This window comes from Archangium sp. (genome assembly GCF_057119385.1).
In genome coordinates this window covers 1-13371 of record NZ_DBNGVP010000082.1, presented here as the reverse complement: position 1 = coordinate 13371, position 13371 = coordinate 1, and the positions used below count along the sequence as shown (strand labels likewise).

General features: G+C 70.1%; 15 protein-coding genes. 7 read left to right on the top strand and 8 right to left on the bottom strand.

The genetic code is table 11. The features are described from left to right. Nucleotides 1-78 precede the first annotated feature (78 nt). From AC16DP_RS20145 to AC16DP_RS20135, 3 genes are read left to right on the top strand one after another with little or no spacing between them, the layout of a single operon-like run. Nucleotides 79-1548: an anthranilate synthase component I family protein gene (locus tag AC16DP_RS20145; protein WP_329725638.1), complete on the top strand. Its 1470-nt coding sequence runs from the start codon at nucleotides 79-81 to the stop codon at nucleotides 1546-1548. Continuing rightward, complete coding sequence (locus AC16DP_RS20140) at nucleotides 1545-2117, top strand: anthranilate synthase component II (RefSeq protein WP_329725637.1); 573 nt, start codon at nucleotides 1545-1547, stop codon at nucleotides 2115-2117. Before AC16DP_RS20145 ends, AC16DP_RS20140 begins: the two co-directional genes overlap by 4 nt. Further along, nucleotides 2114-2929 (top strand): aminotransferase class IV, encoded by an 816-nt coding sequence (locus tag AC16DP_RS20135; protein WP_329725636.1) that lies wholly within the window; start codon nucleotides 2114-2116, stop codon nucleotides 2927-2929. The genes AC16DP_RS20140 and AC16DP_RS20135 overlap by 4 nt, the downstream gene beginning before the upstream one ends. A 6-nt stretch (nucleotides 2930-2935) precedes the next feature. On the opposite strand, the gene AC16DP_RS20130 is transcribed toward AC16DP_RS20135, so the two are convergent. Beyond that, nucleotides 2936-3760, bottom strand: a complete 825-nt coding sequence (locus AC16DP_RS20130) for a pseudouridine synthase (RefSeq protein ID WP_329725635.1) — start codon at nucleotides 3758-3760, stop codon at nucleotides 2936-2938. Between the two features lie 192 nt (nucleotides 3761-3952). Here AC16DP_RS20130 and AC16DP_RS20125 point away from each other — a divergent pair, with 192 nt between their 5' ends. From AC16DP_RS20125 to AC16DP_RS20115, 3 genes are read left to right on the top strand one after another with little or no spacing between them, the layout of a single operon-like run. Then, nucleotides 3953-4372 (top strand): hypothetical protein, encoded by a 420-nt coding sequence (locus AC16DP_RS20125; protein ID WP_329725634.1) that lies wholly within the window; start codon nucleotides 3953-3955, stop codon nucleotides 4370-4372. An 11-nt stretch (nucleotides 4373-4383) separates the two neighbouring features. Continuing rightward, nucleotides 4384-4860 carry a phage holin family protein gene (locus AC16DP_RS20120; protein WP_329725633.1) on the top strand — a complete coding sequence of 159 codons (477 nt, stop codon included), beginning with the start codon at nucleotides 4384-4386 and terminating at the stop codon, nucleotides 4858-4860. Beyond that, entirely contained in the window at nucleotides 4857-5798 is a 942-nt protein-coding gene (locus AC16DP_RS20115; RefSeq protein ID WP_329725632.1) for a hypothetical protein, read from the top strand. Before AC16DP_RS20120 ends, AC16DP_RS20115 begins: the two co-directional genes overlap by 4 nt. A 114-nt stretch (nucleotides 5799-5912) precedes the next feature. On the opposite strand, the gene AC16DP_RS20110 is transcribed toward AC16DP_RS20115, so the two are convergent. The 4 genes from AC16DP_RS20110 to AC16DP_RS20095 are packed head-to-tail and all read right to left on the bottom strand — an operon-like array spanning nucleotide 5913 to nucleotide 7881. Beyond that, on the bottom strand, nucleotides 5913-6476 hold the full coding sequence (locus AC16DP_RS20110) for a GNAT family N-acetyltransferase (RefSeq protein WP_329725631.1): 564 nt from the start codon (nucleotides 6474-6476) through the stop codon (nucleotides 5913-5915). Between the two features lie 5 nt (nucleotides 6477-6481). Next, complete coding sequence (locus AC16DP_RS20105; protein ID WP_329725630.1) at nucleotides 6482-7063, bottom strand: hypothetical protein; 582 nt, start codon at nucleotides 7061-7063, stop codon at nucleotides 6482-6484. A gap of 33 nt (nucleotides 7064-7096) precedes the next feature. Continuing rightward, the gene (locus AC16DP_RS20100) at nucleotides 7097-7594 is read right to left on the bottom strand and encodes a type II TA system antitoxin MqsA family protein (protein ID WP_329725629.1); all 498 of its coding nucleotides are present in this window, start codon (nucleotides 7592-7594) and stop codon (nucleotides 7097-7099) included. Next, nucleotides 7591-7881, bottom strand: a complete 291-nt coding sequence (locus AC16DP_RS20095) for a DUF4258 domain-containing protein (RefSeq protein ID WP_329725628.1) — start codon at nucleotides 7879-7881, stop codon at nucleotides 7591-7593. Before AC16DP_RS20095 ends, AC16DP_RS20100 begins: the two co-directional genes overlap by 4 nt. Nucleotides 7882-8115: 234 nt before the next feature. On the opposite strand from AC16DP_RS20095, the gene AC16DP_RS20090 reads away from it, so the two are divergent. Then, complete coding sequence (locus tag AC16DP_RS20090; RefSeq protein ID WP_329725627.1) at nucleotides 8116-9357, top strand: threonine/serine exporter family protein; 1242 nt, start codon at nucleotides 8116-8118, stop codon at nucleotides 9355-9357. Nucleotide 9358: 1 nt separating this feature from the next. Here AC16DP_RS20090 and AC16DP_RS20085 read toward each other — a convergent pair whose 3' ends face one another. The 3 genes from AC16DP_RS20085 to AC16DP_RS20075 form a co-directional block, all read right to left on the bottom strand. Beyond that, nucleotides 9359-10699 carry a hypothetical protein gene (locus tag AC16DP_RS20085; RefSeq protein ID WP_329725626.1) on the bottom strand — a complete coding sequence of 447 codons (1341 nt, stop codon included), beginning with the start codon at nucleotides 10697-10699 and terminating at the stop codon, nucleotides 9359-9361. After that, nucleotides 10696-12777, bottom strand: a complete 2082-nt coding sequence (locus AC16DP_RS20080; RefSeq protein WP_329725625.1) for a hypothetical protein — start codon at nucleotides 12775-12777, stop codon at nucleotides 10696-10698. The genes AC16DP_RS20085 and AC16DP_RS20080 overlap by 4 nt, the downstream gene beginning before the upstream one ends. Nucleotides 12778-13015: 238 nt before the next feature. After that, the coding region (locus tag AC16DP_RS20075; RefSeq protein WP_483956821.1) for a molybdopterin cofactor-binding domain-containing protein at nucleotides 13016-13371 on the bottom strand (356 nt) is incomplete at its 5' end.

Below are 13371 nucleotides of genomic sequence, written 5' to 3'. Positions count from 1 at the left end.
CCGGAAAAGCGGGCGACGCGGGAGTACGGAGCAGCCCCGAGCACGAGCCCGGGGACCTCTGTTACAAGCCCTGCGCCCATGCCGGTCTCCCCCACTCCGTCCCCGCTGAGCCGCGAGCGCTTCGAGGCGCTCGTCGCGGAGGGCTACAACCAGATTCCCCTCGTGCGCACGGTGGAGCTCCACGGTCTGAAGCCGGTGGACCTGCTGCGCGCCCTGCCCGCGGGCCAGCGCTTCCTGCTGGAGAGCACGCGGACCTCCAGCGAGGGCCGCTACTCCTTCGTGGGCACGAAACCCTTCCTCACCTTCCGGGCCAAGGGCCCCCGCTGCGAGGTGAACGGAGAGCCCCACCCGGGCGAGCCGCTGGCCGTGCTGCGCGAGCTGCTGAAGCGCTGGCGGGGCGTCCGGCTGCCGGGGATGCCGCTCTTCTGCGGCGGCGCGGTGGGATTCTTCGCCTACGAAGCGGCCCACTACTTCGAGTCCCTGCCGCGCCACCCGAACGACGATCTCCAGATGCCGGACATCGCGCTGGGCTTCGTGGACACCTTCGTGGCGGTGGACGCACAGGAGAACCGCGCGCTCGTGGTGGCCACGGGCGGTGACTACGGCGACTGCACGCGACGGGTGGAAGCCCTGGAGCGCCAGATCCACGAGTCCGTGGCCCGAGGGCCCACCCGGCCCGCCTGGCGCCTCGCGGACGGACAGACGCCGGACGTGGCGTGGCGCTCCAACTTCACGCAGGAGGACTACCTGCACGCGGTGGAGCGCGTGCGCGAGTACATCCGCGCGGGGGACACGTACCAGGTGAACCTCTCGCAGCGGCTGGAGGTGGAGCCGCGGCTGTCCGCGCTGGAGCTGTACGAGGTGCTGTCCACGGTCAGCCCGGTGCACTTCGCCAGCTACCTGGAGCTGGACGGCCTCGAGGTGGTGAGCGCCTCGCCCGAGCGGCTGGTGCGGGTGGAGGACGGAAGGGCCCTCACGCGGCCCATCGCGGGCACGCGCCGCAGGGGGACGCCGGAGGAGGACGCCCGCTTCGTCCACGAGCTGCGCACCAACGAGAAGGAGCGCGCCGAGCACGCGATGCTGGTGGACCTGGAGCGCAACGACCTGGGGCGCGTCTGCGCCTATGGCAGCGTCCAGGTGACGAAGCTGATGGAGATCACCGAGTACGCCCACGTCCTCCACATCGAGTCCGAGGTGGTGGGCCGGCTCGCCCCGGGCGTGGAGCCGCTCGACGTGGTGGCGGCGGTGTTCCCGGGCGGCACCATCACCGGCGTACCGAAGATCCGCACCATGCAGATCATCACCGAGCTGGAGCCCCACGCCCGGGGGCTCTACACGGGCTCGCTCGGGTACGTGAGCTTCACGGGCGAGCTGGACCTGAACATCGTCATCCGCACCGTGGTGCTGAAGGGCGGCAGGGCCCACGTGCAGGTGGGCGCGGGCATCGTCCACGACTCGGAGCCAAGGCGCGAGTACCAGGAGACGCTGCACAAGGCGCGCTCGCTGCTGCTCGCCCTGTCCGCGCGCCCGGAGGGAGACGCGGCATGATGCTGCTCATCGACAACTTCGACTCCTTCACCTTCAACCTCGTGCAGGCACTGGGAGGGCTCGGGGCGGAGCTGAAGGTGGTGCGCAACAACGCCCTCACGCTCGCCGGGGTGGAGGCGCTGAAGCCGGACCACATCGTCATCTCCCCGGGCCCGTGCACGCCGGACGAGGCCGGCATCTCGATGGAGGTCATCCGGGCCTTCGCGGGCCGGGTACCCATCCTCGGGGTGTGCCTGGGCCACCAGTCGCTGGGGCAGGTGTTCGGCGGGCGCGTCGTGCGGGCGCCGGTGCCCGTGCACGGGAAGACGGCGGACATCCACCACGATGACCGGGGCGTCTTCCGCGGCCTGCCGAGGCCCTTCGTCGCCGCGCGCTACCACTCGCTGGTGGTGGACCGGGCGAGCCTCCCGGCATGCCTGGAGGTCTCCGCCTGGTGCGGCGAGCTGGTGATGGGCCTGCGCCACCGCGAGTACCCGTGGCTGGAGGGCATCCAGTTCCATCCCGAGTCCTTCCTCACGCCGCACGGCAACCAGCTGCTCGCCAACTTCCTGGAGGCGCGCATCGGATGACGGGGACGGTGGCGGTGAACGGCGAGGTGTGCCGGCTGGAGGACCTGCGGCTCCAGGACTTCCTCCAGTCCTTCTTCTTCGGCGCGGGTTTCTTCGAGACGCTCCTCGTCGAGGAGGGCGCTCCGATGTTCCTCGCTCGGCACCTGACGCGGCTGCGCGAGAGCCTCGGGGCGCATGCGGGCTGCGTGCACGCGCCTCCGCCCGAGGTGCTCACCCCCGAGGCCGTCCGCGAGGCGCTGCGCCGGTGCCTGGAGGCGGAGGCCACGCTGAGGCCTCGCTTCACCGGCGTGGCCAAGCTGGTGGCGGGAGATGGGAAGCTGCTGCTGTCCTTCCGGCCCCTGCCCCCGCGAGCCCCGGGCGAAGGGGTGGTCCTCGACTCGGTGGAGGACCGCTGCTACCGCCGGGGCGATCCCACCCTGAATCACAAGAGCGTCTCGTACCTGCGGCAGTACGCGCACCTCGGGCGCGGCACCGTCTTCGTCAACGAGGCCGGGGAGCTCTGCGAGGTTCCGAATGGGAACCTGTTCTTCCTCGTGGGCGATGCCGTGGTGACGCCGCCGCTGGAGACCCCGTGCCTCCCCGGCATCATCCGCTCCGTGCTGCTGCGGGAAGGGCGGCTCGGGGAAATGCCCATCGTGGAGCGCACCTTGCTTCGGGGGCAGGTAGAGGACGTACGCGGCTGCGTCCTCACCAACTCCGTGAGCCTCGCCCTGGCCGTCCCGCGGCTGCTCGGGAGGGAGCTGCCCGAAAGCCTCGCGCTGGCAGAACAGGCCCGCGCTGTCGTGCGGGAGTACGCGCGACGGGAAGCGTGACGACCCTCACCCTGGCCCTCTCCCAGAGGGAGAGGGGAGGTCTCGAAAGCCGAGGCCCTGTGCGACTTCGGCGTCCGTGAGCAGGCGGCAGGCGCCCTCCGGCACGTCCAGCACCAGCGAGCCCACGGCCTCGCGGTGCAGCGTCCGCACCGGGTGCCCCACCGCCGCCAGCATCCGCTTCACCTGGTGGTGCCGCCCCTCGGTGAGCACCAGCTCGACCCGGTCCGCGGCCAGCAACCGGGCGCCCGCCGGCCTGGTCGGTCCGTCGTCGAGCACCACGCCCTCGCGCAGCCGCTGGAGGGCCGCCTCGGAAGGAGTGCCCTCGACGTCCGCCACGTAGCGCTTGGGCACGTGCGTCTCCGGCGAGGTCGCGTGCGCCACCAGCCGCTCCTCGTTGGTGAAGAGCAGCAGGCCCGTGGTGTCCCGGTCCAACCGCCCCACCGCGTACCACTCATGGCCGCACAGTTCTGGCGGCAGCACCGCGCGCAGCCGCTCGAAGACGGTGCCGATGCCCTCGGGATCGCTCCCGTGCACCACCACGCCCGCGGGCTTGTGGAACATCAGCGCCAGCGTCCGCGCCTCCAGCGAGCGGAGCGTCCCATCCACCCGCACCCCGCTGCCCGCGTGCACCGGCGCGAAGGGCTCGCGCTCCACACGCCCGTCCACCTCCACCCGTCCCTCCCGGATGGCCTGCTCCGCCTCGGCCCGGGGCATCACCCCGGCACGCCCCAGCGCTCGCGCCAGCCAGTCCGCGCGGTGTCCCTCCGGCACCGGCTCCTGGCGCCGGCGCGCGGCCTCCAACCACCGGGGTGTCTTCGGCTTCCTCGCCATCCGCGAATCCCCTCCTGCTGCGTTGATTTCCCATTCCTATTCCCACCCTCCGGGCCCCACCCCCTCCGCCGCCTGCTTCGCGAGCGTTCCCCGCTCCCGTCCTGGCGCCTGCCTGAGCATGCCTAGCTTGAAGCATGTGTGGGCCATTCCCGGATGAGCACCACCACAGTCAACCTACTCGGAGGAAAACGCATGGCAACCGTGACTGAAGGGGGAATGCAGGGTTCCAGTTTTACCGGCACCAGCCAGTCCATCGGGACGGAGCAGGACACCGGTTTCACGGCTCAGGGCAAGGAGCAGGTGAAGCGCTTCACCGGTGTGACGCGGGACCGCGTCTACCACCAGATCGACGATCGCAAGGGCGATCTCATCAAGAGCCTCCACGGCTTCGTCTCCACGCTGGAGAACGCCTCGCAGAACGCGGACGGCTTCTCTCAGCAGCTGCTCAACGGCGCCGTGGGCTACGTGCGCCAGTTCTCGGACCGCATCGAGAACGGCTCCACCGAGGAGCTGGTGCGTGACGCGAAGCAGTTCATCCGCGAGAAGCCCGCGCCCTTCTTCGCCGGCTGCGTCGCCCTCGGCTTCCTCGCCGCCCGCATCCTCAAGGATTAGGAGGGGACACGATGCAACCGGGCAACCCCAACACTCGAAGTGGCTTCGACTACGAAGACCGCACCGTCCCAGGTGATGGGATGTCGGGACGCGCGTTCGGCTCGCTGGTGGGCGAGTTCTTCGATCAGGGCAAGCGCCTCATCCGCGCGGAGATCGCCCTGGCCAAGACCGAGCTGCGCCAGGAGGTGACGAAGGTCAAGGCGGGCAGTGTGATGGTGGGCGTGGGAGGCGTGCTGCTGCTCATCGGCGCCCTCGCCTTCGCGGCCTTCGCCATCGTCCTGCTGGACCTCGTGCTGCCGCTGTGGGCCGCCGCGCTCATCGTCACGGTGCTCTTCCTCGCCATCGGCGCGGGGGTCGCCATGGCGGGCATCAAGAGCCTCGAGCAGGTCCACGCACCGAACCAGACCATTCAAACCCTGAAGGAGGACAGTCAATGGGCGAGCAGGACGTTCCAATCCGTGAAATCTCAGATGCACGGGCACGCATGAGCGAGCTCGCCGATGAGCTGGCCCGGCGCATGGAGCCGGAGCACCTCAAGGCGATCGCCGCGGAGAAGGTCTCGGACCTCAAGGAGCAGGCCCGGGAGAAGGCGGTGGAGAAGGTCGACGAAATCAAGACGCAAGCCAGGGAGACCGTGATGCGCAAGAGCCACGAGGTGAAGGAACGGGCGGACACGCCCAGGGGCTGGAGCATGTTGGGAGCGATTCTCGGTGCCGGAGTGGGCTCGGCGCTGATGAAGAAGGCCTTCGACGTGCGCCAGCAGTCGCACTGGAACAGCCGGATGTACGGCGACCATGACCGGAGCACCCCGTCCCTGGTGCCCGCACCGGATGGGGGCCTGATGCGGCCCACCGGCGACAAGCTGGGCTCGCTGGGCACCGCCGGCCTCGACGTGCGCACCAGCACGGACGTGGGCACCTCCTCGTCCATGAACCTGGGCGGCGTGGACAGCGGCGGCGGCCTGAAGGAGCGCGCCTCGGACGTCATGGACATGGCCAAGGACAAGGCCTCTGACATCAAGGAGCGCGCCAGCGGCCTGGTGGACCGGGCCATGGACAAGACCCACGGGCTGCGTGAGCGCATCCCGGACCGCGGGCAGATCCGCCACCAGGCCTCGGACTGGTACGGCACCGTGTCCGAGAATCCGGTGCTGCTGGCCATCGGCGGCCTCGCCATCGGCGCGCTGTTCGCCAGCTTCATCCCGGTGACCAACCGCGAGCGCCAGCTCATCGAGCCCGCCAAGGCCAAGGTCAAGGAGCGCATCTCCACCCTCGGCGACCAGCTCGAGAGCAAGCTCTCCGGGCAGACCGGGGAAGAGGGCACCCAGGACGAGGAGTTCCAGGCCTCGGCGTCCTCGGAGAGCGAGCGCGAGCGTGGCTCCATTCCTCCGCTGCCGCCGCTCGATGATTACACCTCCGTGCACTGAGCCGGGCGCCCCCTGACGCGGGGCCGGGCTTGGAGCCACGAAGCGCACGAGGCCGGACGGGGCGTCATCGCCTCGCCCGGCCTTGCTTTGTGCGGGGGCTCTCGAGTGTGGGAACTACCGGGCCGGAGGAAGGGCCCGCCACTCGCGGTCGAGCAGGGCGTAGATGAGGGAGTCACACCACTCGCCCTTGTAGAAGCCGTTCTCGCGGAAGTGGGCTTCCTGGCGCATGCCGAGCTTCTCCATGACGCGGAAGGAGCCGGGGTTGCGCGGGTCGCAGTCGGCCCACATGCGGTGCAGGCCGAGCGTCCCGAAGCCGAAGTCCATGAGGCCCCGCGCCGCCTCGGTGATGTAGCCCCGGCCCCACTGCGAGCGGTCGAGGATGTACCAGAGGGAGGCCTCGCGCAGCTCGGGGTCGGTGATGCGCATGCCGCAGCGCCCGATGAGCCGGTGGCTGTCGCGCAGCACCACGGCGAAGTCGTAGACGTGCCGGGGCGTCTCGCGCGCGAGGGCCATCACCCGGAGGATGTAGTCCCGGCTCTCCTCGGGGGTGCGGACGCCATGGGACTGGTAGCGCACCACCTCGGGGTCGGACTCGTAGGGGTGGGTGGCGCGCCAGTCGTCCTCCACGAATTCGCGCAGCAGCAGGCGGGACGTGGTCAGGGGCGTGGTGAGCAGCATGGCCTTCAGGTCTCCGGGCCCGGAGTGCTGGCGAAGAAGGGATGGGCCTTTCCCTGCTCGTCCACGTAGGTGAAGTCCTGGAAGCGCGCGGCATCCGGAGCCTCCTGGTGCTGGCGGGCCTCCACGAGCCGCGCGTGCGACAGGGAGGACAGGTCGGCCTCCTTCACCCCGGCGAGGGCGAGGAAACCGGGGACGCTGTCGCCGTCACGCAGGAGCGTGGGCCGGTGTCCCTTGAAGTCGAGGGCGGTGGAGACGCGCTGGAGGGCGGCGTGGGCCTGGGAGAGTTGCTTCGCGGTGCGCATGCGCAGGGCGACCTCCTCGCGGGTCTGGCAGGTGCCGTCCACGTGGACGCTGAGGCTCAGGGAGTCCTGACCGATGGAGAAGGCGACGACGCGGCTCTTGGGGAGCTCGCCGGAGAGGGCGGTGGCGGCGGCTTCGGCGGCCTCGCCCTCGGCACGGGGCCACAGCCGCAGCGCCTTGCCCGGACCGGCGGCGAGGAAGGCCGGCAACGGGCGGGAGCCCAACCAGCGCTGCACCTTGGTCCGGGCCGCTCCCAACAAGATGAAACCCTGCGCGAAGTCACTCATGGGCCGTATGAGCACGGCGAAGTGGCCCGTTCGTCAAGAAGAAGGAACGACCCGCCACCCCTGGGAGCCCTTGCCTTCTTCGAGAACCATCCGGATCGGCTTGGCCTCGACGAGCCCCGTCTCCTCGAGCGGATATTCCTCGACAGGCCTGTCCACCATCACCATGAGGCGGAGGAGCCTCTCCGCGGGCTGGCCCATGGGGGCCGGAGCATCAACGCGCTCCCACTTGGAGACGGTCGTCTTGTCCACGCCCATCTTGTCCGCGAAGTCCTTGCTGGAGAGCCCGAGGTACTTCCGCAGGAAGCGGATCTCCTTCGGACCCAGCTTCTCCCGGCGCCGGGCAACCACCATGGCCAGCTGGCGGTGCATCTCCGCAATCTTATAGATGCCCAACTGATGCTCGCCGCATTTGGGACACCGGTAGACCATGACCCCCTTCAAGGTGACGCCATCCAGACCGATGAGGTCATCCTTGATGTTCTCCCGGGTTCCCTTCATGGGCGTGCCGCATGTGAGACACTTGCTGTTCACCGGTTCCTCCGCATAGCGGTCACCACAATGAGCGTGCTCTCGTCATGAAAGGCGATGACCACGCGAATCTTCGCGGTCTCGACGTGGTACCGCCAGCTCCCGTTCTCCCACTCGGGTTCACGCACTACGCCTCCGCGAAGCACGTTCTCCACGTCTCTTAGCGATAGCTCGTCCTTCCGCATCTCGTCCTTGGCATGTCTGCTGAAGACGACCCATCCGCTGCCCTGGATGGCCCTGATCCGCCTCTTCGCGTCACTCGCCCGCAGGTGACCTGGAACATCACTCATTGGAGAAATACCAACTCTTGGAGAAACTTCAACTCCGCTCGTCTGCTCTCCAGGCGTTCTGCAAGCTGCTCGCCAGTCCGGTTCCCGAGGGAATCAGTGCCGCTGTGGCATGGAAGTGCGGCTCGCGATGGAGACGGCGGGTCTCCCGCGCGGACGGAGGAGGCAGGCGGGTTGACGCCGGGAGTGACAAAGGCTTCGTTTGACTCCCCGAAGGCCCTCTGACATGTGCGGCCTGTGCTCCCGGCAGAACAGCTCGTCGCGCTCCAGGCGCCTCCTCCCGTCCCAGCGGTGTCGTTCACGCTGCGGCTCGGGCAGGCGCTGCACCGCTATGGCACTCCCGCTCATCAGCTGGAGGAGCAGATGCGCCTGGTGGCTCAACGGCTGGGCCTGGAGGCCCGCTTCTTCTCCACCCCTACCTCCATCTTCGCGTCCTTCGGACCCCCCGAGGACCTGAAGACCTCCCTCATCCGCGTGGAGCCCGGGGAGATGGACCTCGGCCGGCTGGCCCGGCTCGATGCGCTCGCCGACTCCGTCATCCGCGGCGAGCTCTCTCCCGAGGACGGCGCCGAGCGCGTCGAGTCCATCCTCGCCGAGCCCCCTCGCCACGGCAGTCCCTTGCTCCTGCTGTGCTGGGCGCTGGCCGCTGTCGGTGGTGCCCGGCTCTTCGGCGGTGGCCCGCGCGAGATGGGCGTCGCCGCGCTGATCAGCCTCCTCATCGGCGGGTTGGATCTGTGGACGCGCCGCCAGTCCTCGACCATGTGGGTGCTGGAGCCGGTGGCCGCCATCCTCTCCTCGGCCCTCGCCGTCATCGCCGCGAGCCTCGTGGGGCCCCTCTCCGTGCAGATCGTCACCCTGGCGGGCCTCATCGTGCTGCTGCCCGGCCTCAGCCTGACGGTGGCCCTCAACGAGCTCGCCACGCGCAACCTCATCTCCGGCACCTCACGGCTCACCGGCGCGGCGATCGTGTTCCTCGAGCTCGGCTTCGGTGTGGCGCTGGGCTCCCGGCTCGCGGAGTGGTTCCCCCTGCCCACGAAGCTCGGCCCCGTGTCCGACCTCCCCGGCTGGACGGAGCCGCTCGCCCTCGTGTCCATGCTGTTCGGTGTGAGCGTCCTCTTCCGCGCCCGGCCCCAGGACTGGGGATGGATCGGCGTGGCCGGCACGCTCGCCTACGTGGGCTCGCGCCTGGGCTCCGAGGTGCTCGGCACGCAGCTGGGCGCCTTCGTCGGAGCGCTCATCGTGGGGCTCGTCACCAACCTGCTCGCCCGCGTGCGCAACCGCCCCGCCGTCATCACCCTGGTGCCCGCCATCATGGTGCTGGTGCCCGGCAGCATCGGCTTCCGCAGCATGGAGTCCCTGCTCGCCCGCGACGTGCTCGCCGGCGTGGACACCGCCTTCTCCATGCTCATGGTGGCCGTGGCCCTCGTCGCCGGACTCCTCTTCGCCAACGCCCTCGTCCAGCCGCGCAAGGTGCTCTGACTCAGCCCCGGTGCCGCTCGGCGACGCGGTAGAGCCTCGTCAGCGAGAAGTCCAGCAACGCCTGGCACGAGGCCATGTAGTGGCGGGCGCGGACGAAGGGAAACCAGACACGGTGGCCCACGAGCACCTGGGCTTCCTCGAGCTTCTGGCGCGGTATCCACCGGCCGCCGAGATTGCGCACCAGCACCTCACCCAGGTACGCGCCAATCGCGGGCACCGCATACGCCTCGATGTTTTCCCGCAGGCGGCTCTTCGGGAAGGACTCGCGCCAGAAATAGAAGTCCACGTCCGTGAGGGACTCGGGCGTCTCCTGGAAGACGGAGGGCACCGGCGTGTGCAGCAGGGCCACCAGGTGCTCGGCGAGGTCGCTGTAGTGCTCCAGGGCGCGCGCCGGGTCGTCCACGTCCGGGGGCAGGGCGGAATCGGCGGGGCGCCACTCCTCGGGCTCGGGGGGTTGCCAGGCGTTGAGCTCGGCGATCCTGCGCTGGCGCTCGTGGCTGGCGGTGCGGTCCACCACGCGCGAGAGGAGCGGGGCCACGTCCGGGTGGAAGCGAGGCTCCACGGGGGCGAGCATGGCGCTGCGCTCGCGCAGGGCGTGCAGGAGGGTGTCGAAGTCCAGGTCCGGCCGCAGGTGGGCATGGGCGCGGGCCTGGGCCAGGCGCGCCTCGTCGCTCGCGAAGTCCGCGGCGGTGGGCCTCGTCACCAGCAGGACGCAGCCGTTGGGCAACTCCTCCACCCGCCAAGCCGGCGTGGACAGCATCCGCTCGCGCCCGACGCTCTCCACCAGCTTCGGCCCGAAGACGTTGAGCCAGAAGACGCCGTAGATTTTGTCGAAGCCGTCCCTGAACACGGTCTCGTCATCGCGACCGAAATTGGGGGAGCCCGCCAACTGCGCGTCATCACCGCTGTGGGCCCTGGCATACGTCACGGGATAGCGGGAAGCCCAGGCACGCACCATCTCCACGAGTTGACGGCAACGCTCCGCCTCCCCGAAGAAGGAGAGCGGTTTCACCTTGAGCCAGACATCCAGAGTGGGAGGCCGGGGAGGCAGCCATAGCCCGATTGACATATCCAACGCTGGCCACTTCGTACGGTAGAGCCCGAAGCTCGTGCTGTCTCCGTCGTGCTTCTCCTGCAATGCCTTCCAGAGGGAGGCGCGGGCGTAGTTGCGTTGCCGCTTGCCTTCAACGACATCCGGCATCCACCCGCTGGCGTATTCCTCGAGCGCTTGGAAGAAGGGCTCCAGCTCGCGCTCCAGTGCCGCCCGTGGGTCGAAGGTGCCTTCGAAGGAAAGCCGGAGGAAATCCTCATCCTTCACGCCGTGAAATTCCAGCACCTTCATTGGAACAGAACCTCCACTGCCGGCACCTTCCTCTTGGTTTCGTCCATGGCCTTCCGCAAGTCGTCTGCCATCGAGGGCTTGAGCTTGCCACCCTCGTAAACGAGGCGGACCCGCTGAATGGGTACCTCGCGGCTCCCGGAGAGCATGGAGTGGACCGAATCCCGGCGGATGTCCAGCGTCCCCCCGTACTTCTGGAGTGCTTCCCCCGCGTCCTCAATCATCTGCGCCTTCAATGCCTCGTACTTGAGCCCCGAGAGATCGCGGCTCTTGAAGCTGAAGGTCTCGACGCGAGGAGGCACTCCGGCAGGCCCGCCCTCCTCGATGACGAGCACATCCGCATAGCGCAAGCCGCTCTCCGGCTTCCAGACTCCCACGGACCTCGAGATGCGAGGTTTGACGAAGGCTCCGAGGAAGTGACGCTGGGCCCGGGGCAGCAGCGCGTCAGCCTCCAGCAACTCCACCATGAGGCGCTCGAAGGTCAGTCCCCGGGCGAACCACCCCCTCATCTGCTCATAGGCATCCCAGCGCATGGGGGCCTTGGTCGCCTTGCCCTGTTCGAGCTCTCGCAGGCGCTCCTCGTAGTAGGCCACGTACTCTCCCCAGCGCGGGTTGCCCTCGGCGCCGGGCGGTGGAGCGTCCAGGGAGGGCCGTTGCTTCTCCAGCACCGCCACGTCCCGGGGCAGACGCGGGCCCGGAGCCTCCCACTCCATCAGCGCCAGCCGCGCTTCCACCACCTCCCGGGTGAGCCCCGCCCCCTCGTCCACCAGTGAGGCCATTCCCCCGGCGCGCTCGGCCGCTCCGGCCTCGAGGCGGGCACGAGCGCCGTCGTCCACCACGGAGGCCACCTTCCCGGCCCCCTGGTGCGCCCCGCTTTCCGCCGGGGCGCCGGTGGCCCCGGGACGGGCCCTGGACATCATCGCCTGGGCCCGGGCCACGTTGCCCCGCGCCTGGTGCAGCGCCAGCGCCGCGTCCACTCCTCCCACGGCCACGAAGTGGCCCACCTCCCGGCGCTCACGTATCCACCGGGCCAACTCCCGCAGGCCCTCCCCGGGCAGCTTCGCCTCCAGCTCTTGCGCCACCGCCTGGAGGCTCCGCAGGCGCTGCTCCACGGTTGGGAGCCCGCCGCGCGCGGGCAGCCCGGCCCCCCGGGCCTGGGACAGGGCGCGCACGCCTTTGCCTCCGGCATACAGCGTCCCCAGCAGCAGGGCGGGTGCGAGCTCGCGCGCGGCCTGCTCGTAGTGGCCCTGGCCGAAGGAGTACGCCCCTTGGCCCGTGCCGATCACCAGGTAGTAGAAGCCCAGCGGCACCCCGAACGTCAGGGAGTCGAAGGTGCCCAGTGCCACACTGCCCGCCGAGAAGTGCCGCAGCGCCAGGGCCCGCTCCACCTCGCGAGCGGCGTGCTGGTAGGGCGGGGGCAATTGCGCCCACCGTCCCGTCATCTCCAGGTAGCGCCCGCCGTCCACCAGGGGGCTGGTGGCGAGCGCGTCGCGGGCGGCACGGCCCAGGCCCCGCAGCACGTCCCCGCCCCGCTCGGCCCGCTCCGGGTAGCGCGAGAGGGACAGGCCACGCGCCCGCAACTCCTCGCGCACCGCGGGCATGAGGGCCAGCGTCTGTCCCAGCAGCTTGTCCCCGGCCAGCAGCCGCAGCACCGCGTCCACTTCGTCGTCGTGGGCCGAGTGCAGCACGAAGAGGGCGAACACCTCGGCATGGAAGAGGCCGTAGCGCTCGGTGGCGCTCACCAGGAAGGCGGCGCGCTTGCGCTGCAGCAGGGCGGCGGCGTCCTCGCGCACCGGCCCCAGGGCGCCCAGCCGCACCGCGCTCCACTCGTCCAGAGCCTCCACCAGCCGGGGCATGTCCACACGCTGCTGCAGGGCGACGTACTCGGCGGGCGAGGTGCAGGTGAGGAAGGGCGCCAGCAGCGCTTCGCCGCCGGAAGAGAAGTCCGGCCAACCCGGGGGCACAGCCTGGCCGCCGCAGGTGGCGGGACCGAGGGGGACGGTTCCCCCGCTGGCCACCCCATGTACGGCCGCCTCGCGGGTGTCCGAACCCAGGCCACGAGCACTCCGCCGACGGCGCAAGCGCCGCGGTGCGCCTTCCTCCGGGGAGGTGGCGGAGCCGGACGCCTGGAAGGGGGACGGTTCGACCCCCGGTTCTCGACGTTGAGACAGGGCGCGCGGGCCCGGCGTGCCGCAGCCGGAAGTGAGCAGGAGGACCCCCAGCAGCAGCACCGCCCACCGGGGCGCACCCGCCGCCGGACGTGGAGGTTCACGACGATTGGACACGCGGCACCTCCCAAGCCCGGAAGCGGGGGGGGCTTCAGGCCTTCCCGTCCGGAAGCGCTCCCGCGGCCCGCGCCACCTCCACCGCGCGGAGGATGGCCTCCGGCGTCGCGGGCGAGGCCAGGTCCACCGGGGTGCGCGCGGGGCCGAAGGCAGACACCGCGTGCCGCAGCGCCGTCACCGCCCCGATGGCCAGCATGAACGGGGGCTCGCCCACCGCCTTGCTGCCGTGGAGGGTGTTGTCCTGGGGCGCCCGCTCCAGCAGGGCCACGCGGAAGTCCTCGGGCGCGTCGCCCACCGCCGGAATCTTGTACGTGTCCGGCGAGTGCGTGACGAGCCGTCCCTTCGCGTCGAAGAGCACCTCCTCGCACGTGAGCCAGCCCACGCCCTGGA